The organism is Kitasatospora sp. P5_F3 (genome assembly GCF_054049135.1).
This window is the reverse complement of the sequence record NZ_JBFUMY010000063.1, coordinates 1-19,636: the sequence shown is the minus strand read 5'-3', so window position 1 is coordinate 19,636 and position 19,636 is coordinate 1. Positions and strand designations below refer to the sequence as shown.

General features: G+C 70.4%; 16 protein-coding genes and 1 tRNA gene. 9 read left to right on the top strand and 8 right to left on the bottom strand.

The features are described 5' to 3' along the window. Window positions 1–80: 80 nt before the first annotated feature. From ACXJMZ_RS28870 to ACXJMZ_RS28860, 3 genes are all read right to left on the bottom strand, one after another. A complete protein-coding gene (locus ACXJMZ_RS28870) occupies window positions 81–1,058 on the bottom strand; it encodes a helix-turn-helix transcriptional regulator (RefSeq protein WP_457032978.1) in 978 nt (325 codons plus the stop codon). Between the two features lie 138 nt (window positions 1,059–1,196). Further along, entirely contained in the window at window positions 1,197–1,889 is a 693-nt protein-coding gene (locus tag ACXJMZ_RS28865; protein ID WP_457032977.1) for an HAD family hydrolase, read from the bottom strand. Continuing rightward, complete coding sequence (locus ACXJMZ_RS28860) at window positions 1,883–2,824, bottom strand: ScbA/BarX family gamma-butyrolactone biosynthesis protein (protein WP_457032976.1); 942 nt, start codon at window positions 2,822–2,824, stop codon at window positions 1,883–1,885. Before ACXJMZ_RS28860 ends, ACXJMZ_RS28865 begins: the two co-directional genes overlap by 7 nt. 386 nt (window positions 2,825–3,210) lie before the next feature. Between ACXJMZ_RS28860 and ACXJMZ_RS28855 the strand changes: the two genes are divergently transcribed. Then, a complete protein-coding gene (locus ACXJMZ_RS28855) occupies window positions 3,211–3,816 on the top strand; it encodes a ScbR family autoregulator-binding transcription factor (protein WP_457032975.1) in 606 nt (201 codons plus the stop codon). On the opposite strand, the gene ACXJMZ_RS28850 is transcribed toward ACXJMZ_RS28855, so the two are convergent. Further along, window positions 3,809–5,092, bottom strand: coding sequence for an adenylosuccinate synthase (locus ACXJMZ_RS28850; RefSeq protein WP_457032974.1), 1,284 nt, complete (start codon window positions 5,090–5,092; stop codon window positions 3,809–3,811). The genes ACXJMZ_RS28855 and ACXJMZ_RS28850 overlap by 8 nt on opposite strands. A gap of 126 nt (window positions 5,093–5,218) precedes the next feature. Here ACXJMZ_RS28850 and ACXJMZ_RS28845 point away from each other — a divergent pair, with 126 nt between their 5' ends. The 3 genes from ACXJMZ_RS28845 (at window position 5,219) to purM (ending at window position 8,988) form a co-directional block, all read left to right on the top strand. Beyond that, window positions 5,219–6,043 (top strand): diacylglycerol kinase family protein, encoded by an 825-nt coding sequence (locus ACXJMZ_RS28845; protein ID WP_457032973.1) that lies wholly within the window; start codon window positions 5,219–5,221, stop codon window positions 6,041–6,043. Between the two features lie 219 nt (window positions 6,044–6,262). Beyond that, entirely contained in the window at window positions 6,263–7,843 is a 1,581-nt protein-coding gene (gene purF, locus ACXJMZ_RS28840) for an amidophosphoribosyltransferase (RefSeq protein WP_057234337.1), read from the top strand. Window positions 7,844–7,899: 56 nt separating this feature from the next. After that, window positions 7,900–8,988 carry a phosphoribosylformylglycinamidine cyclo-ligase gene (gene purM / locus ACXJMZ_RS28835; protein ID WP_457032972.1) on the top strand — a complete coding sequence of 363 codons (1,089 nt, stop codon included), beginning with the start codon at window positions 7,900–7,902 and terminating at the stop codon, window positions 8,986–8,988. 143 nt (window positions 8,989–9,131) lie between these two features. Here the strand turns inward: purM and ACXJMZ_RS28830 are convergent, their stop codons facing one another. Then, window positions 9,132–9,383, bottom strand: coding sequence for a DUF3073 family protein (locus ACXJMZ_RS28830; protein ID WP_057234333.1), 252 nt, complete (start codon window positions 9,381–9,383; stop codon window positions 9,132–9,134). 360 nt (window positions 9,384–9,743) lie between these two features. Beyond that, entirely contained in the window at window positions 9,744–10,919 is a 1,176-nt protein-coding gene (locus ACXJMZ_RS28825; protein WP_457032971.1) for a Glu/Leu/Phe/Val dehydrogenase dimerization domain-containing protein, read from the bottom strand. Window positions 10,920–11,062: 143 nt separating this feature from the next. On the opposite strand from ACXJMZ_RS28825, the gene ACXJMZ_RS28820 reads away from it, so the two are divergent. Further along, entirely contained in the window at window positions 11,063–11,947 is an 885-nt protein-coding gene (locus ACXJMZ_RS28820; protein WP_057234328.1) for a hypothetical protein, read from the top strand. Between the two features lie 527 nt (window positions 11,948–12,474). Then, the gene (gene bldC, locus ACXJMZ_RS28815; protein ID WP_014137253.1) at window positions 12,475–12,681 is read left to right on the top strand and encodes a developmental transcriptional regulator BldC; all 207 of its coding nucleotides are present in this window, start codon (window positions 12,475–12,477) and stop codon (window positions 12,679–12,681) included. Window positions 12,682–13,026: 345 nt separating this feature from the next. On the opposite strand, the gene ACXJMZ_RS28810 is transcribed toward bldC, so the two are convergent. Both ACXJMZ_RS28810 and hrpA read right to left on the bottom strand, forming a co-directional pair. Then, window positions 13,027–13,100, bottom strand: a tRNA-Asp gene (locus ACXJMZ_RS28810). 92 nt (window positions 13,101–13,192) lie between these two features. Beyond that, complete coding sequence (gene hrpA / locus ACXJMZ_RS28805) at window positions 13,193–17,158, bottom strand: ATP-dependent RNA helicase HrpA (protein WP_457032970.1); 3,966 nt, start codon at window positions 17,156–17,158, stop codon at window positions 13,193–13,195. 119 nt (window positions 17,159–17,277) lie between these two features. Here hrpA and ACXJMZ_RS28800 point away from each other — a divergent pair, with 119 nt between their 5' ends. Genes ACXJMZ_RS28800 through ACXJMZ_RS28790 form a run of 3 tightly spaced genes read left to right on the top strand, consistent with a single transcriptional unit; the run spans window position 17,278 to window position 19,603 of the window. Next, window positions 17,278–18,135, top strand: coding sequence for a class I SAM-dependent methyltransferase (locus ACXJMZ_RS28800; RefSeq protein ID WP_457032969.1), 858 nt, complete (start codon window positions 17,278–17,280; stop codon window positions 18,133–18,135). A gap of 50 nt (window positions 18,136–18,185) precedes the next feature. Then, window positions 18,186–18,539, top strand: coding sequence for a WXG100 family type VII secretion target (locus ACXJMZ_RS28795; RefSeq protein WP_457032968.1), 354 nt, complete (start codon window positions 18,186–18,188; stop codon window positions 18,537–18,539). Window positions 18,540–18,586: 47 nt separating this feature from the next. Beyond that, a complete protein-coding gene (locus ACXJMZ_RS28790) occupies window positions 18,587–19,603 on the top strand; it encodes a hypothetical protein (protein ID WP_457032967.1) in 1,017 nt (338 codons plus the stop codon). Window positions 19,604–19,636: the final 33 nt, after the last annotated feature.

The window sequence follows — 19,636 nt, the reverse complement described above, 5'->3', positions numbered from 1 at the left end:
ATGATCGGCAAGCCACGGACGGGGGAGCGAAATGGACAACGGCTGGGAGTGACGCTGAGCGCGGCCATCCGGTTCCGCTCTCAGATCCAGCCCGCCTCCTTGGCGAGCATGGCGGCGTGGAACCGGTTGGCCGCGTTCAGCCGGAGCATCAGATCGGCCACGTAGCGGCGGAAGGTCCGCAGCGAGACCCCCATCTGCCGGGCGCCGATCTCGTCCTTGTCCACCGCGCACAGAATCCGCAGCACCTCCCGGTCGGCCGCGCTGAGCGGACCGGCGGCGGTCGGCCCCTCCAGGTCGTACGCCGAGGACCAGATCTCCTCGAACAGCCGCACCATGCTGGAGACCAGCCCGGGCTGACGGATCACCAGCGCGCCGCGCCCGCTCCGCCGCGGGTCCACCGGCACCACCGCGACCTCCTCGTCGTACGCGACCAGCCGCTCCACCGCGCGGTCGCTGACCCGGATCCGGGCCCCGAGCCCGGCCAGTTCGCGCAGGTAGGCGTGGGTCACCGGGTGCTCGGCGGCCTCCTGGCTCACCACGGTCCGCAGGCCGACGCCCCGGCGCAGGCAGCGCAGGTCGAGCGGCCGGGCCACCGCGATCATCTCGGGGGAGTACGAGGGCTGCAGCGCCAGTACCTCGTGCCGGGCGAAGAAGGCCAGGTCGTCCAGGCGGGACCGGACCTCGGCCACCCCCTCCAGCCGTTCGATCTCCACCGGCGGCTCGTCCCGGTGCCCGTCCCGGAAGGCGGCGCAGAGCTCCGGCAGCGCGGTCCGGACGGCGGCGACCCGGCGCAGGTCGTCGTTGAGCTGGGTGAACCGACGCTCGATCAGCCGCTCCACCGAGCCGGCCGGGTCCACCACGGTCCACGGGCCGTCGTCGGGACCGGGGTGCACCAACCCGTGCCCGGCCAGCACGGTGAGCGCCCGCTCGGACGCTCCGGCCGGCAGGCCGCTCTCGCCGGGCAGGTCGGTGCAGCGCGGGTGGTCGAGCAGGTGCAGGTAGACCCGGAGGGCGTCCGGGCCGATGCCCAGGCAGGCCAGGTCGAGCGTGCTGTTCATCTTCGTTCCGCTCCGTCCGCTCGGACATGCATGGCGGTCCTCCTCCGGTCCTTGATGGACCGTCATTAATATACCCACGGGAAGGTATTTTTTGGAGGCCGGGTGAGCGGCGACCCCGAGGCCCGGAGCCGCCGCCCTTCAGTTCCCCAGCACCCGCCAGCCGGCCCGGGCCGCCTGCTCCGCCAGACCGGCGTCGGTGCCGACCGCGACCGGGTGGCCCACCGCGAGCAGCATCGGCAGGTCGGTGGCGTCGTCGCCGTAGGCGTAGCAGTCCGCCGTCCGCAGGCCGAGGGCGGCGATGGTCCGGCGGACCGCGGCCGCCTTGGCCTCGCCGATCATCGGCTCGGCCACCTCACCGGTCAGCCGGCCGGTCCGGTCCAGCTCGGGTTCGGTGCACAGGATCAGCTCCGCCCCCAGCTCCTCGGCCAGCGGGGCCAGCAGTTCCCGGCAGGAGCCGGAGACCAGCGCGATCCGGTGACCGGCCGTCAGATGCCCGCGCAGGGCGGCCACCGAGCCGGGCAGGAAGGCGTCAGGACCGGTCCGGAAGCTCCGGTACCAGTCCAAACCGGCCGCCCGCAGCCGGTCCGCGGGCACCCCGGCGAACAGCCGGAAGTACGCCCGGTTCCGCTCGGCCCTGGTGAGCGGCCCGGTGAGCAGCGTGACCAGCTCGTCCGGGCGGTCCGGCGCCCAGTGCTGCCAGAAGGCGACCATGCTCTTGGCGGCGATCAGCGTCTCGTCCACGTCGAAGAAGGCGACCGCCTGGCCGGTCGCCGGCCGACGGCCCCGGCCGCGCCGATCGCAGCGGGCGTCCGCCCGACGTTCCGTCAGCACGAGGCCACGGTCCGGGCGTCGAACAGCGCGGAGGCGACCTGGCGGCCGTCCTGGGTGGCCAGGGTGAGGATCCGGCCGTCCTCGACCCGGGCCGAGACGGTCACCTCCCGGCCGTGCTCGCCGAAGGAGTGGAAGACCAGCCGCCCGTCGGTCGGTGACCAGCCGGGCACGGTCCTGCCGGCGGCCTGGCGGAGCGCCTCCAGCAGTACGGTGCCGGGCACGTGGTCGCACGGGTGGTCGAACAGCACCGGGTGGGTGGGGTCGGCCAGCAGCCGCCAACTCCCCTGCGGCAGCGCCGGATCGTCGGCAAGTACGACGTCGCGGCGGTCCGGCGGCAGCGGACGGCCGACCGGCGCGGCCCCGGCCCGGCAGCCGGCCCGCTCGCGCAGCAGCGCGTACGGCGCGGGCGGCAGCACCTCCCAGCGGACCCCCATCCGGGCGCAGCGCACCCCGTCCACCAGCAGGGTGGCCTCCAGTGCGAACCGGAACCGCCGCCCGGTGATCCGGCGCACGCAGGTGGCGTCCAGCAGCACCGGCAGCCCGGCCCGGCCGCCGCCCGGGAGCCGGTCGCCGAAGAGCTCGAAGTCCAGGTCCTGCATCACGAAGGGATGACCGGCCGGGACGTCCAGGAAGCGGTGCGCCAGGTGGATCGCGGCCTGCCGTACGGTCTCCACCAGCAGCAGCGGATCGCTGGTCAGCGCCTCCGGGCGGTGGTCGAGCAGGTGGTTCCTGGACCAGCGGGCGGCGACCGCGTACCGGTCCCCGGTCAGCCGCCGTGCGTCGGTGATCAGCACCTCACGGTCGGCGCTCTTGTGCACGCTGGCCCGCGGCACGGGCCGGTCGAAGGTGAGCGGCCGGCGGGCGGAGTCGGCCCCCGCGGCCGCTCCGATCGTGGCCGGTACGGATGGTGCGCAGGTGGTGGTGGCAGGCGACATGGACGAACCCTCCCCTTGGGAATTCCATGAGCTACAAGGCCTGTCCGGGCGGTCGGGCGCCGTTGCGCGACCGGGAGCGGGCAGGTGGGTATTCCGAGCGGAATGTTCCGGCTGCGGGCCGGGCGGTGCGGCACGGGTCGTGGCTGGTCCGCTGTACGGACGGCTCGTCGTGCGGGTGTGGGCCGGCTGGACTGCGGGTCCCCGGCCGAGTGGGGCGGTCAGTGTGCCGATGGCGATGACCTGGCCCGACTCCTCGTACGCCTGAGTGACTTGGTGATCACGTTCGGCGCTGGGCAAAAATATACCTGCCGGGATGTATATTGCAATGCCCCACCCGGGGATACCCTCGGCGACAGAGCACAACGCACCACCGGAAGGCCCACAGCGTGGAAGACGCACCGAAGCTCGCAGGCTGGGAGAGCACCCCGCCCAGCGCCCGCCGCAGTCCCGACCTCCGGCAGGACCGCGCCCAGCGGACCCGGGAGCTGGTCCTGAACTGCGCCGCAGAGCTGTTCGCAGCTCGCGGCTTCCACGGCACCTCGGTCCAGGACGTGGCGGCCGCGGCCAAGATGACCAAGGGAGCCGTCTACTTCCACTTCCCCGGCAAGGACGTCCTCGCGGTCGCGGTGGTGGAGGCCCACTACACCCGCTGGCCCGCCCTGCTGGAGCGCGCCAGGGCCCAGCAGGCCGGCCCGTTCGGCACCGTGCTGGCGATGGTGGACGGCGCCGCCGAGGCGTTCGCCGAGGACGTGGTGGTGCAGGCCGGAGCCCGGCTCCAGCTGGAGTCCATCCTGATCGGACTGCCGCTGCCGACCCCGTACATCGGCTGGATCGAACTGCTCGCCGACCTGCTCGGCCAGGCCCTCGAACAGGGCGAACTGCGCCCCGACGTGGACCCGGGCGCCGCCGCCCGCACCATCGTCTCGACCTTCTTCGGCATGCGCCCCGCGCACTGCGCGGGGCCCTTCGTGCTTGCCTACCCGATCAGATGAACGAGTTGATCTGGATCGTCTCGGTCCGGCCGGGGCCGACGCCGATCGCCGAGATCGGTGCGCCGGACATCTCCTCCAGCGCCTTCACGTAGGCCTGCGCGTTCTTCGGCAGGTCGGCGAAGGTCTGCGCCTTCGAGATGTCCTCGGTCCAGCCGGGGAGGTTCTCGTAGATCGGCTTGGCGTGGTGGAAGTCCGACTGGCTGTACGGGAGCTCCTCGACCCGCTTGCCGTCGATCTCGTACGCCACGCAGACCGGGATCTCCTCCCAGCCGGTCAGCACGTCCAGCTTGGTGAGGAAGAAGTCGGTCAGGCCGTTCACCCGGGTCGCGTACCGCGCGATCACCGCGTCGAACCAGCCGCAGCGCCGGTCACGGCCGGTGGTGACACCGCGCTCGCCACCGATCCGCCGCAGCGCCTCGCCGTCGGCGTCCAGCAGCTCGGTCGGGAACGGGCCCGAGCCGACCCGCGTGGTGTACGCCTTCAGGATGCCGATGACCCGGTCGATCTTCGTCGGGCCGATGCCGGCACCGGTGCAGGCACCACCGGCGGTCGGGTTCGACGAGGTGACGAAGGGGTACGTGCCGTGGTCGACGTCCAGCAGGGTGCCCTGGCCGCCCTCCAGCAGGACGACCTTGTTGGCCTTCAGCGCCTCGTCCAGGACCAGGGTGGTGTCGGCCAGGAAGGGGCGGAGCTTGTCGGCGTAGCCGAGGTACTCCTGGACCACCAGGTCGGCCGGGATGGCGCGGCGGTTGTAGAGCTTGACCAGCAGCTGGTTCTTGTCGTGCAGCGCCGCTTCGACCTTCTGGATCAGGATCGACTCGTCGAAGAGGTCCTGGACCCGGATGCCGACGCGGTTGATCTTGTCCGCGTAGGTCGGGCCGATACCGCGACCGGTGGTGCCGATCCGGCGCTTGCCGAGGAAGCGCTCGGTGACCTTGTCCAGGGTGCGGTGGTACGGCGTGATCAGGTGGGCGTTGCCCGAGATCAGCAGCTTCGAGGTGTCGATGCCGCGGTCGTTCAGGCCTGCCAGCTCGGAGAGCAGCACGCCCGGGTCGATCACCACACCGTTGCCGATCACCGGCGTCACGTTCGGGCTGAGAATGCCGGAAGGCAGCAGGTGCAGGGCGTACTTCTGATCGCCGATGACTACCGTGTGACCGGCGTTGTTGCCGCCCTGGTAGCGAACGACGTAGTCGACGGAGCCGCCGAGGAGGTCCGTCGCCTTCCCCTTGCCTTCGTCTCCCCACTGGGCACCAACGAGCACGAGTGCCGGCACAGGCGTACACCCCTTCCGGTTGGGGCATCCTGCGTAGGCCGCAGTCTGCCCCGAGATAGACGAAGCCCCTGGCGCAATAGCGCAAGGGGCTCTTGCACCGAGAGATTACCTGAGGAAGGACCGGTCGTGTCGTCGCTGTCCACGCCCGAAGACCGCGCCGTCGATCCGGACGCCCCTGGTCAGCTGCTGGTCCTGGTCGACCCGACGGCCCGGCAGGCCGACGGCGAGTCGGTCCGGATCGCCCGGGACGTGCTCAGCGGGGGCGCGGACGTGAAGGTCGCGCTGCCGGAGAGTCCGTCCGAACTGGACCGGGTGCTGGCCCATCGAGGCCGCCGCCGCCCGGTTGTGATCGGTTCTGATCTGGCGCTGCAACGAGTGCTGCAGGCCCTGCACCGGCAGCGTGAGCTGGGCACCGACCCGGTCGGCCTGGTCCCGGTCGGCCGGGCCGAGGCGGTGGCCACCGGCCGTTCGCTGGGTGTTCCCGCGCAGCCGGTGGCGGCCGCCAGGGCGGTCCTGCACGGCGCCGCCCGCAAGCTCGACCTGCTGGTGGACGACGGTGGCGGGGTGGCGTTCGGCGGGGTCAGCATCCACACCCACACCGCGGGCCGCCCGGCCGGACTGCGTTCGCTATGGGCGAAACTGGCTGCGGCCGAGCAGGGGACCTCACTCGGTTCCGACGAGCCCCGGCTCCGGGTCGAGGTGGACGGCCGGCTGCTGGTGGACCTGGACGAGCCGGTGCACCGGCTGCAGGCCGTCCTCTCGGCCGGTTCCGGCGAGATGGAGCTGCTGCTCCAGCTGGCCAGGGGCCCGCGGACGGTCCGGGCCACCCGTCTCTCGGTGACCGGCCGGGGGTTCGGCTACCAGGCGGACGGCTGCCGGGTCGGCCCGGTCCGGTCGCGGGTCTGGACCGTCCATCCGGGGGTGTGGCAGCTGCTGCTCCCGCTCGCGTGAGCAGCGTCACGTCCGGGGCCGCCGTCCGACGACCCGTCAGCCCGCCGACCGGGTCGCAGTCCGGGTGCGGCAAGGCCCGAGGCACATTCAACGAATTGTTGCCGAGAAAAGCGCCGGAGCGGTAAGGGGTTTTGTCTACGCGCGTTGCTATCGGATCGGCCAATTGCGCACCCGGCCGCTGTTCGGGAAGGCGTACGGAACTGCCCTAGACTCGAAGACGTGCCACGAGGAGACGGACGACTCAACCACGATCTTCTTCCCGGTGAGAAAGGCCCCCAGGACGCTTGCGGCGTCTTCGGTGTCTGGGCTCCCGGCGAGGAGGTCGCAAAGCTCACGTACTTCGGCCTCTATGCCCTGCAGCACCGCGGACAGGAATCCGCGGGCATCGCAGTCAGCAACGGCGCCCAGATTCTGGTCTTCAAGGACATGGGACTCGTCTCCCAGGTCTTCGACGAGGCCTCCCTGGGTTCCCTGCACGGGCATATCGCCGTCGGACATGCCCGCTACTCGACCACCGGGTCCTCGGTCTGGGAGAACGCCCAGCCGACCTTCCGGGCGACCGTTCACGGTTCGCTGGCCCTCGGCCACAACGGAAACCTGGTCAACACCGCCGAGCTCGCCGAGATGGTGGCCGCGCTGCCGGGCGAGGAGCACGTCTCGCGCTCCGGCCGCTCCGCCGCGACCAACGACACCGACCTGGTGACGGCGCTGCTCGCGGGCCACCCCGATCTCTCGATCGAGGAGACCGCCAAGCTGATCCTGCCCAAGGTCAAGGGCGCGTTCTCGCTGGTCTTCATGGACGAGCACACCCTCTACGCGGCCCGCGACCCGCAGGGCATCCGCCCGCTGGTGCTCGGCCGCCTGGAGCGCGGCTGGGTGGTGGCCTCCGAGACGGCCGCCCTGGACATCTGCGGTGCGTCCTTCATCCGTGAGGTCGAGCCCGGCGAGCTGATCGCCATCGACGAGAACGGCATGCGCACCTCGCGGTTCGCCGAGGCCAAGCCCAAGGGCTGCGTCTTCGAGTACGTCTACCTGGCCCGCCCCGACACCTCCATCGCCGGCCGCAACGTGCACCTCTCCCGGGTGGAGATGGGCCGTCGGCTGGCCAAGGAGGCCCCGGTCGAGGCCGACATGGTGATAGCGACCCCCGAGTCCGGCACCCCCGCCGCGATCGGCTACGCCGAGGCCAGCGGCATCCCGTACGGCTCCGGCCTGGTGAAGAACGCCTACGTGGGCCGCACCTTCATCCAGCCCAGCCAGACGATCCGCCAGCTCGGCATCCGGCTCAAGCTGAACCCGCTGCGCGAGGTCATCCAGGGCAAGCGCCTGGTGGTCGTGGACGACTCGATCGTCCGTGGCAACACCCAGCGCGCGCTGGTCCGGATGCTCCGCGAGGCCGGTGCCGCCGAGGTGCACATCCGGATCTCCTCGCCGCCGGTCAAGTGGCCGTGCTTCTTCGGCATCGACTTCGCCACCCGCGCGGAGCTGATCGCCAACGGCATGACGGTGGAGGAGATCGGCCGCACGCTCGGCGCGGACTCCCTCGCCTACATCTCGATCGACGCCATGATCGAGGCGACCACGATTCCCAAGGACAACCTCTGCCGGGCCTGCTTCGACGGCGTCTACCCGATGGAGCTGCCGGACCCGGCGCTGCTCGGCAAGCTGCTGCTCGAGGCCGAGATCGCCGGTGGCAAGCAGCAGCCCGCGGTCCGCACCAAGCCGACCGGCTCGGACCTGGACGGTGTCCAGTCCCTGCTCGGCGGGCACGGCGCGGGCGACGCGCTGCGGCGTCCGTAGGGAATGGTCAGACCACCCCCAGTCCCACCACCCCCGACCCGAGAGGGCCGTCAGCAGTGACCAGCAACCAGAGCAGCGGCGCCACCTATGCCGCCGCAGGTGTCGACATCGAGGCGGGCGACCGCGCCGTCGAGCTCATGAAGCAGTGGGTGAAGAAGGCCGACCGCCCCGAGGTGGTCGGCGGCCTCGGCGGCTTCGCCGGGCTCTTCGACGCCTCCGCCTTCAAGCGCTACGAGCGCCCGCTGCTGGCCTCCGCCACCGACGGGGTCGGGACGAAGGTCGCCATCGCGCAGGCGATGGACAAGCACGACACGATCGGCCACGACCTGGTCGGCATGGTCGTCGACGACCTGGTCGTGTGCGGCGCCGAGCCGCTCTTCATGACCGACTACATCTGCGTCGGCAAGGTCGTGCCGGAGCGGGTCGCGGCGATCGTCAAGGGCATCGCCGAGGGCTGCGTGCTGGCCGGCTGCGCGCTGGTCGGCGGCGAGACCGCCGAGCACCCGGGCCTGCTCGGCCCGGACGAGTACGACGTCGCGGGCGCCGGCACCGGTGTGGTCGAGGCCGACGCGCTGCTCGGCGCGGAGCGGGTCAGGGCGGGCGACGTGGTGATCGCGATGGCTGCCTCGGGTCTGCACTCGAACGGCTACTCGCTGGTCCGGCACGTGCTGCTGAACGAGGCGGGCTGGAAGCTGGACCGCAAGGTCGAGGAGTTCGGCCGCACCCTCGGCGAGGAGCTGCTCGAGCCGACCCGGATCTACTCGCTGGACTGCCTGGCGCTCACCCGGGCCACCGAGATCCACGCCTTCTCGCACGTCACCGGCGGCGGCCTGGCGGCCAACCTGGCCCGGGTCATCCCGGCCGGTCTGCACGCCCGCCTGGACCGTGGCACCTGGTCCCCGCTGCCGGTCTTCCAGACCGTCGCCAAGGTCGGCAGGATGGCGGCCCTGGAGATCGAGAAGACCTTGAACATGGGCGTCGGCATGGTCGCCGTGGTCCCGCCGGAGTCGGTCGACACGGTGCTCGCGATCCTGGAGGACCGCGACGTGGAGGCCTGGCTGCTGGGCGACATCGTGGACCGCACCGACGAGCACGGTGACGCCGCGACGCTCTACAACGCGTACGAGGGCTTCCAGATCGGCTGACCACCGCCCTGCGCCCACCTTGTCCTGAGGGCCCCTCCGGGGGCCCTCAGGCGTTTCCGGGCCCTTCACACCGCACGCGGTCGCGCGGGAACGCCGAAGACCGGCTCGGCACCCGTGGGTACCGAGCCGGTCAGGTCAGGCTCTTACGCGCGACGGCGGGACTGGCTACTGCCGGCGTCCGCTTCCGCGTCGTCATCCTCGTCGGCGTAGAGGTCCGCATACGCCGCGTAGGGATCGTCCTCTTCCTCTTCCTCGATCGGTTCCGGCTTGATCGAAGCAGTGGAGGGCGATACACCCAGCTCGCTGGACAGACGGTTGGCGTCAAAGCCGCCGCCGTTGTACTTCAGCTCGCGGGCGACCTTCGTCTGCTTGGCCTTGGCCCGGCCGCGCCCCATGGGTCGACCCCCTCAACGATGGGGCTCACGGCCCCGAGTCTGACACGTGTTCATGATCAGGAGCGGTCTGCCCGAAGTGGGAGAACCGTCCCTTGGAGCATTAACGGTACCTGTTTCCGCCGCCGAACGGTACGTCGCCGGTGTGACGTGGCGCGCACTGCCACCCCCCGAAACCAGGTCCTTCCAGGTCACGAGGGGATTTTCGGGCTTTCGCAGGCTGTTCAGAGCCTGCCCAGGCCTGTTGTTCCGAGACCGATTATCCCCCGACCGGGGGCTCGGCATCGCCCGTTCGGGCTACCAATCGAGAATCCGGTTCCACATCGTGATGCGGGGGAGGCGAACCTCCCCCGCAGCCCACGGTCAGCTCCGCCGGGCGCCCGGCAGCAGCACCGAGCGGAGCGCGCTGATCTCCCGCATCCGCTTCTCGGCCAGCCGGTCGGCGGCCACCGCCGGCGGCACGCCGTCGGCGGCGGCCCGGGTGAAGATCTCCAGCGTGGTGTCGAAGATCTTGGTGGCCTTGGTCTTGGCCCGGTCGAAGTTGTAGCCGCCCTTGTGCTGCGACTCGAACTCGTCGGCCACCTGGATCACGCCGCCGGAGTTCACCAGGTAGTCCGGCGCGTAGAGGATGCCGCGGCCGGCCAGGTCCTTCTCCACGCCCGGGTGGGCCAGCTGGTTGTTGGCCGCGCCGCAGACCACCGCGGTGCCGGCCGCGCCGAGCGCGCCGACCGTGTGGTCGTCCAGCGCTCCGCCGAGCGCGCAGGGGGCGTAGACGTCCAGCCGGGCCTGCAGCAGCGCGGCGGTGTCCGCCACCACCTCGACGTCCGGGTAGGCGGCCCTGACCCGGTTCACGGCGGCCTCGGACACGTCGGTGACCACCACGGTGGCGCCGTCCGCGACCAGGTGGCCGACCAGGTAGTGGCCGACCTTGCCGACGCCCGCGATGCCGACCCGGCGGCCGCGCAGGGTGGGCTGGCCCCAGCTGGCCTGGGCGGAGGCGCGCATGCCCTGGAAGACGCCGAAGGCGGTCAGCACCGAGGAGTCGCCGGCGCCGCCCTGCTCGGGCGAGCGGCCGGTCACGTAGTCGCACTCCCGGGCCACCACGTCCATGTCCTGCACGTAGGTGCCGACGTCGCAGGCGGTGACGTAGCGGCCGCGCAGCGACTGCACGAAGCGGCCGTAGGCGCGCAGCATCGCCTCGTTCTTGGCCGTGCTCGGGTCACCGATGATGACGGCCTTGCCGCCGCCGAGGTCGAGCCCGGCGAGCGCGTTCTTGTAGCTCATCCCGCGCGAGAGGTTGAGCGCGTCCTCCAGCGCCGCCTCCTCGGAGACGTACGGGAAGAACCGGGTACCGCCGAGGGCCGGGCCGAGGGCGGTGGAGTGGATGGCGATGATGGCCTTCAGGCCCGAGGCGCGGTCATGGCAGAGCACGACCTGCTCGTGGCCGTCGTTCGGCGCGCCGTCCTGCTCGGTACGGAAGATCCTGCTCAGCACGCCGGGTGCGGGGTGCGAAGCGGACAGAGTCTGTACGTCGGTCACTGTGGTGACTCCAGTATCTGTGGCCCACTGCTGTGGTGTGGGCGCCTGTAACGAAGCCTAGTCGTGGGGCTACGGCCGGTTCTGCCCCTTGGCACAACGATTCAGCCCCGTCCGGGGCACCCCGTCGGCTCCCCCGTGCGACGATGCCGGATGTGACCGCTGTGCGTACCTCGGTGCTCCCGCCCTACGCGGCCCATCTGCGCGTGTACGAGCCGCTGGCCGCCTATCCGGGCCCGGAGCGGGCCCGCTGGCAGGCCTACGCGGCCCGGTACGGCCCGGACGCGGTGGAGGCGGCCCAGGCGGTCGCCCCGGCGGTGCTGGCCGAGCAGCGGGGCGCGCTGGCCGAGCTGCTGGCCCGGACGCCGCGGGCACTGCCCGAGCGGGAGAGCGAGCGGGCCTTCGTCCGGGTGCTGGACGGGGTGACCTACGTCTGTCCGTGGGCGACCAGGCTGCGCAGCTGGCAGGCGATGGAGGAGCTGGCCGAGTCGCTGCCGGTGGCGCTGCTGGACACCGTGCTGCCACCGGTGGTCCGGGCGGCCGCGCAGGCCGACCGCGAGCGCTGGCGGGCGGCCCATCCGGACGACCGGCCGTGGATCCTGACCAACCGGTGGCAGGTGCCGGTGCGCTGGTTCCTGCCGTTCGGTACCGAGGACCGCTGCTTCCTGCCCGCCGGCCCGCCGGACCGGCCGGCCGCGCTGTTCTATCTGACGCCGATGTCGCAGGCCCGCCGCCGGGTGGCCCGGGTGTACCGGGCGTTGCGGGAGCGGGTGCCGAGCGGGGCGCTGGCCAGTGGGGTGGAGGAGCTGGGGCGGTGGCTGGAGGAGTTCCACCCGCGCTCGCTGGTGGAGCTGGACTACGGCGGCCTGGTGCACCTGCTGGGCGCCGGGCTGGCCGAGGAGGACTCGGTCGGTGAGATCGAGGCGGGGGTGGCCGCACTGCGGGCCGGGGACGGCCGGGAGGCGGCCCGGATGTACGAGACCGTGACCGAGCGCTGGCGGCGGGTGCACGCGCTTCGCTACGCGAGCTGACGCCGGGCGCACTGACGAGACGTCAGTCCCGGGCGGGGCAGGTGTCAGTGCGGCAGGCGATGATGGTTGGGACCTTTGGGCCTGGGGTCCGGGACGAAGGTCCCGGTTCGGGTCAATACCCCTCGAACGTGACACTACTCACCGTTGACGCTTACTTACGCCTATGTGTAAAAATGGGACAACCAGCCCAAGTTCACTCAGATGTGTCCACTTCTGAGTGGATCTGGGAGTAGTGCCTGTTTTGCGGGGAAACGAAGGGTCTGGTCCTCTCATAACCGCTTGTCACCGATTGGTGACTGTCCGCTATGGGACGGTCCATGGCCATCCGTCGCTCTTGAACCCGTGAGGGGTCAATTTTGGCGGTTTGGCCGATGGGGCTGGACGAATGGTGTAGTTGTAGACACCAGGACAAGCCGTTCGTCCTATTACCGACTCGGCCCGTCTATGCCATTTCGGGCATCGCGGGCCAAGGTGCAGAATTTGAAGGATAGAACCGCCCTGGTTCGGTTCTCCCGAGGAGGCCGCTCATGACCGCTCGTACCCCTGACGCCGAGCCCCTGCTGACGCCGGCAGAGGTCGCCACCATGTTCCGCGTTGACCCCAAGACGGTCACTCGCTGGGCCAAGGCGGGCAAGCTCACGTCCATCCGCACTCTCGGCGGTCACCGCCGGTACCGCGAGGCGGAGGTGCGCGCACTGCTGGCCGGTATTCCGGCGCAGCGCACCGAAGCCTGAGAAGGCCCCTCCGGGGCCTTTTCGCCAGCTCACTGCAAGGGGCCGCATCCCTGACTCCGCCGGGTCGGGGAAGCGGCCCCTTTCGGCTTGCCCGGAATGCAGTGTTCCTATTGGGGCCCGTGTGAGGTGGGGGAAAAGACGGGTAATGCGTGTGCAATTTTATATATTAAATCAGCGACCCTCGCAGGGGCATCCGACCTGTCCGGTCTCAGGAAAAGATAAGTGACGACCATCACAGCGGCGTTATCTTGTGGTCTAGACCTACCGTGACGTAGAAGCTGACGCCCGGTCAGCGGCAACGCGAAGAGGCCCGGAGCCTGATGGCTCCGAGCCTCTTGCGAACGGCGATCCTGACGGGACTTGAACCCGCGACCTCCACCTTGACAGGGTGGCGAGCTAACCAACTGCTCCACAGGACCAGAGTGTTACTGCGATCTGTCTTGTCCGTCTGCTTCTCGCTCGCGAACAAGACAGATCGTACTGCATCCTGGCCCCCCAGGTCGAACCGGCTCTACAGCCCGGCGGCGGCCGCCTCCATCGCCTTCAGGATCCGCTTCTCCGAGACGGGCGTCGGGGTGCCGAGGCCCTGCGCGAAGAAGCTCACCCGGAGCTCCTCGATCATCCAGCGGATCGCCCGCAGCTCGGCCGACGGCTCCCGGCCGGCCGGCACCTTGGCGAGCAGCTCGCCGTACGCGTCCTGCACCTGCTGGACCTTGTGCAGGTGCAGCAGGTCGCGCTGCGGGTGGTTGGGCAGCGCCTCCAGCCTGCGGTCGACCGCGAGCAGATAGCGCTTCAGGTCGGGCAGCCGCTGCCAGCCGGTGGCGGTGACGAAGCCGGGGTGCACCAGCGAGGCCAGGTGCAGCCGGACGTCGTTGACGGCGGTCAGCAGCACCGGGCTGGAGACGCTCTTCAGCCGGTTGGACGCCTTGTGGAAGGCGATCAGCGCGGTGGCGGTCTTCAGCGTGGTGTCGGCGGACAGCTCGTACAGGTCGGCCCTGACCTTGTCGTACAGCTTGGTGAAGGACGCCTCGTCCCAGGCCGGCCCGCCGTGCAGGGCCATCAGCCGGTCGGTGGCGGCCGCCACGATGTCCTCGAACAGGGCCGGGATCGACCCGTGCGGACTGTACGAGAGCGCCAGCTTGGCCTGGTTGCCGAGCCGCTGCTGGATGGCCTTGGCGGGGGAGGTGATGCTCAGCATCAGCAGCCGCCGGGTGCCCGCCCACATCTCCTGCTGCTGGGCCTCGGGGGTGTCGAAGAGCCGGATGGACACCGAGTCGCCCTCGTCCACCAGCGCCGGGTAGGCCCGCAGCGAGTGGCCGCGCGCGCGCTGCTCGAAGGTGCGCTGGAGCACCGGCAGACCGGCCGGCCAACTGGTCAGGCCGGTCTGTTCGATGCCCTGGCCGGAGGCGGCCGAGGAGAGCGTCTCCTTGAGCTTGGGCTTGAGCCCGAGCCGGAGCTCCTCCAGGTCCTTGGACTCGGCCAGCTTCTTCTTGCCGTCCACCACCCGGAAGGTGATCCGCAGGTGGTCGGGCACCCGCTCGTCGTCCCAGGCCTCCGGCGGGATGGTGATCGCCGACATCCGCTTGAGGATGTGCTCCAGGGTGGGCAGCAGCGGCTCCTGACGGTCCTTCACCAGCCGCAGTGCCTTGCCGGCGAAGTCCGGGGCCGGGACGAAGTTGCGGCGCAGCGCCTTGGGCAGCGAGCGGATGTACGCGGTGACCAGCTCGGCGCGCAGGCCGGGGATCTGCCAGTCGAAGCCCTCGGCGGTGACCTGGTTGAGCACCGGGAGCGGGATGTGCACGGTGACGCCGTCCGCGTCGCTGCCGGGCTCGAACTGGTAGGTCAGCTTGAACCGGAGCTTGCCCTGCTGCCAGTAGTCCGGGTAGTCCGCCTCGGTGACGCCGTCCGCCGAGTCGTTGATCAGCATCGACTTCTCGAAGTTCAGCAGGTCCGGCTGGTCGTGCCTGGCCTTCTTCCACCAGGCATCGAAGTGCCGGGTGGAGACGATGTCCTCGGGCAGCCTGGCGTCGTAGAAGTCGAACAGGGTCTGGTCGTCCACCAGGATGTCCCGGCGGCGCGCCCGGTTCTCCAACTCGGCGACCTCGCTGAGGAGTTGGCGGTTCTCGCCGAAGAACTGGTGATGGGTCTCCCAGTCGCCCTCGACCAGCGCGTTGCGGATGAACAGCTCGCGGCAGAGCTCCTGGTCGATCTTCCCGTAGTTGATCTTCCGCTGGGCGACGATCGGCATCCCGTAGAGGGTGACCTTCTCGAACGCCAGCACCGCGCCGGCCTTCTTCTCCCAGTGCGGCTCGCTGTAGCTCTTCTTGATCAGGTGCTCGGCCAGCGGCTCGACCCACTCGGGCTCGATCTTGGCGTTGATCCTGGCCCACAGCCGGGAGGTCTCCACCAGCTCGGCCGACATCACCCAGCGCGGCGGCTTCTTGAACAGCCCCGAGCCGGGGAAGACCGCGAAGCGCGCGCCCCGGGCGCCGGCGTACTCGCGCTTCTCCACGTCGAACAGGCCGAGGTGCGAGAGCAGGCCGGAGAGCAGCGCCTGGTGGATCCGGTCGGCGTCCGGTTCGGCGTCCTCGTGCGGCTCCTCGATCGTGACGCCGAGCTGCTTCGCGACCGTGCGCAGCTGGGTGTAGATGTCCTGCCACTCCCGTATCCGCAGGTAGTTCAGGAACTCGGACTTGCACATCCGGCGGAAGGCCGAGGAGGAGAGCTCCTTCTGCTGCTCCTTGACGTACCGCCACATCGCCAGGAAGGCCAGGAAGTCGGAGGTCTCCGAGTTGAACCTGCGGTGCCGCTCGTCGGCCGCCTGGCGCTTCTCGGCCGGGCGCTCGCGCGGGTCCTGGATGGAGAGCGCGGCGGCGATCACCATCACGTCCCGGACCACGCCGAGCCGGTCGGCCTCGATCACCATCCGGGCCATCCGCGGGTCCACCGGCAGCTGGGCCAGCTTGCGGCCGAGCGGGGTGAGGCGCTTGCGGTGGTCCTTCTCGGCCGGATCGAGTGCGCCCAGCTCGTGCAGCAGGTTGACGCCGTCCTTGATGTTCCGCGAGTCCGGCGGGTCGAGGAACGGGAAGGCCGCGATGTCGCCGAGGCCGGCCGCCGTCATCTGCAGGATGACCGAGGCCAGGTTGGTGCGCAGGATCTCCGGGTCGGTGAACTCGGGGCGGGCGAGGAAGTCCTCCTCCGAGAACAGCCGGATGCAGATGCCGTCCGAGGTACGGCCGCAGCGGCCCTTGCGCTGGTTGGCGCTGGCCTGGCTGACCGCCTCGATCGGCAGCCGCTGCACCTTGGTGCGATGGCTGTAGCGGGAGATCCGGGCGGTGCCCGGGTCGATCACGTACTTGATGCCGGGGACGGTCAGCGAGGTCTCGGCCACGTTGGTGGCCAGCACGATCCGGCGGCTGTTGGAGCGCTGGAAGACCCGGTGCTGCTCGGCCGAGGAGAGCCGGGCGTACAGCGGCAGCACCTCGGTGAACTTGAGGTTCAGCTTGTTGAGCGCGTCGGCCGTGTCGCGGATCTCCCGCTCGCCGGAGAGGAAGACCAGGATGTCGCCCGGCCCCTCGGCCTGCAGCTCCTGGGCCGCCTCGCAGATCGCCTGCACCTGGTCGCGGTCGCGGTCCAGGTCGGTGTCCTCCTCGCCCTCCTCCATGATCGGGCGGTAGCGCACCTCGACCGGATAGGTGCGGCCGGAGACCTCGATGATCGGCGCGTCGCCGAAGTGGTTGGCGAACCGCTCCGGGTCGATGGTCGCCGAGGTGATCACGACCTTGAGGTCGGGGCGGCGCGGCAGCAGCTGTTTGACGTACCCGAGGATGAAGTCGATGTTGAGGCTGCGCTCGTGCGCCTCGTCGATGATCAGGGTGTCGTACTGGCGGAGCTCCCGGTCGGTCTGGATCTCGGCCAGCAGGATGCCGTCCGTCATCAGCTTCACCAGGGTGTCCGGGCCGACCTGGTCGGTGAACCTGACCTTCCAGCCGACCGCCTCGCCGAGCGGCGTGTGCAGCTCCTCGGCCACCCGTTCGGCCACCGTCCTGGCCGCGATCCGGCGCGGCTGGGTGTGGGCGATCAGGCCCTTCACCCCGCGGCCCAGCTCCAGACAGATCTTCGGGATCTGGGTGGTCTTGCCGGAGCCGGTCTCACCCGCGACGATCACCACCTGGTGGTCCCGGATCGCCGCCAGGATGTCGTCCTTCTTCTGACTGACCGGAAGCTCGGCCGGGTACGTGATCACCGGCACCGCGTTCCGGCGCTGTTCGACCCGGAGCTCGGCGCGGCCGATATCCACCGCCAGCTCGGCCGCGATCTTGTCGCGGGCCTCCGGCTTGCGGACCCGGCGTGCCCCGTCCAGTCGACGGCCGATCCGCTGCTGGTCACGCAGTGTCAGCTCGGGCAGCCGAGCGGCCAGCTCCCCGACGGTGGGTACATCGGTGGGCTGGGCTTGGGGAGAACTCACTGCGGACATCCCTCTAGGTTCGCAAGGAGGGGCGGGCGGGCGCACCTCGGTTTTCGAGCACCTCCAGTGTCACAGACCGTTCGACCGGCCCCGTCGTAGGCTGCGGCAGGACTACCTGAGGGGTGGACATGCAGGACTTCGACAGGCACGAGCGCCGGATGTGGTCCGGCGACGGCGTGCCGGCCGCCTACCTCCGGGGCTTCGCCGGGCTCTGCGCGGGCGCGGTGCCGGCCCTGCTCGACCGGGTGGCGGCCGGCCCCGGCCTGCGACTGCTGGACGTCGGCACCGGCACCGGCTCGGTGGCCGCCGCCGCGCTGGCCCTGGGCGCGACGGTGACGGCGGTGGACGGTGAGCCGCAGATGGTGAAGGTGGCCGCCGAACGGCTGCCCGAGGTGCCGGTCTCGCACGCCCTGCTGCCCGGACTCCCGTTCGCCGACGGTGAGTTCGACGCGGTTACGGCCAACTTCGTGGTCAACCACGTGGCCGACCCGGTGGCCGCGCTGGCCGAGCTGCGCCGGGTGGTCCGCCCCGGCGGCCGGGGCGCCGTGACGCTCTGGCACGGCGGCGCCAACCGGGCGATGGACCTGTTCGGCGAGGTGCTGGACGCGGTCGCGGTGGAGCGCCCGCTCTTCCCGTCCGTCCCGGTCGCCTTCGACCGGACGCCGGAGGGGCTGGCCGGGCTGCTCACCGAGGCGGGCTGGCAGCAGGTCGAGGCCGCCGAGCTGAGCTGGACGTACCGGGTCGACCCGGAGGACTGGTGGGCCGGCCCGGCCGGCGGCGTGGCCAACATCGGCCTGGTGGTCACCACCCAGCCGCAGTCCGTGCTGGCCGCGCTCAAGCGGGCGTACGACCGCCTGGTGGCGGACCGGCTGGACGCGGACGGACGGCTCGTCCTCGAAGCGTGCGCCGTGCTGGCGAGCGGCGTGCGTGGACCGGCCGGAGTCCGGGTGGTGGGCGGACTCCCCGGGACTCAGGTGTTCGGATAGCCTTTTGACGGATTGTCATCTTGCAGGTACGAGGTTCCGGGGGAGCCACTTTGAACTTCATCAGCGAAGCATGGGACGACGCCAAGGACCTGGTCGGCGCGGGTGCGAGGGTGGTCAAGGACATCGTCATGGCCCCCGCCGAGATCGCCCGCTGGGCCCTGGGTGAGATGTTCGGCGGCGGCGAGGACGAGCTGCGTCAGATCGCCAAGGAACTCGCCGACCTCGGCAAGGAGTTCGACAAGCTCAGCACGGACGTCAACTCGGCGCTCGGCAAGCTCACCTGGCACGGCCCCGCCGCCGACGCGTTCACCAACCACGCCCAGGGTCGGGTCCGCGAGATGGCCGGGGTGGCGGACGAACTGGACGGGCTGAGCAAGGCGGTCGAACGCCTGGCCAGCTTCTGACGCCCACCGGCAGAAGACCATCACGAGGACAACGGGGACGGGGAACCATGGCCGGTGAGCAGTTCGGCGTGCAGTTGCAGGAACTCGGCAGGATCCAGCAGGACTGGCAGCAGGTCAGTCAGCGGATGGCCGAGATGCAGCAGAAGCTCGGCAAGATCCAGGAAACCCTGGCGAAGGCGGTCGCGGTCGACCTGGCCGCCAGCCCGCTGGCCGGCATCGTCGGCTTCGGCATCGCCTTCGACGTGCTCCGGGACGCCAAGGAAGTGGAGTCCAAGGCCCGGCACCTGATGGAGACCAAGGCGAAGCTGACCAAGGCGATCTCCGAGGACACCGAGAAGATCAAGGCGGTGATGAAGGAGTACGCCGAGGCCGACCGCAAGATCCAGGAGGAGATGAAGCAGCGCGAGAACGCCCAGCCGAAGGGTGACAGCGGCTCGACCCGGATCAACAGCAAGGACAAGGGCGGCGGCGGCAACACCGGCGGGGGCGGCAACACCGGTGGCGGCGGCAAGCACCAGGGTGACGGGGACCACGGGAAGTTCGGCGACCACACCACCGACGACCGTGGTGTGAAGTACATCAACGGCGACAGCTGGGAAGACTGGAACGGCAACAGTAAGAAGCACCCGAGGAACGGTGAGGGTCAGGGTGCCCTGGTCCGGCCGAAGATGGACGGGCTGGGGGAGGACCGCAAGGAGATCCTCGAGCGGGCGATGAAGCGCGTGGACATGAAGCTCGGCTACAGCCAGGGCGCGATCACCGCCGGCTACCGGGTGGACTGCTCGGGCTTCGTCAGCGCCGCCTGGGGCATCCCGCCGGGCTCCTACGGTGGTCCGAACACGGACGCGCTGATGACCGACAAGTACTCGTACAAGATCAGCAAGGGTGATCTGCAGCCGGGCGACGCGCTGATCAACGGCGACCACACCATCCTGTTCGGGGGATGGGCGAACGCCGAGCACACCAAGTACATCGCCATCGAGAACGCCGGCCAGGCCGGGACGGTCTCCCGGGTGTCGACGATGGACAACCGGTACGGCTTCTACCGCCGCAAGGATCTCTGAGCCGTCGGTCGGTCACCGCCACGTGGCGGTGAC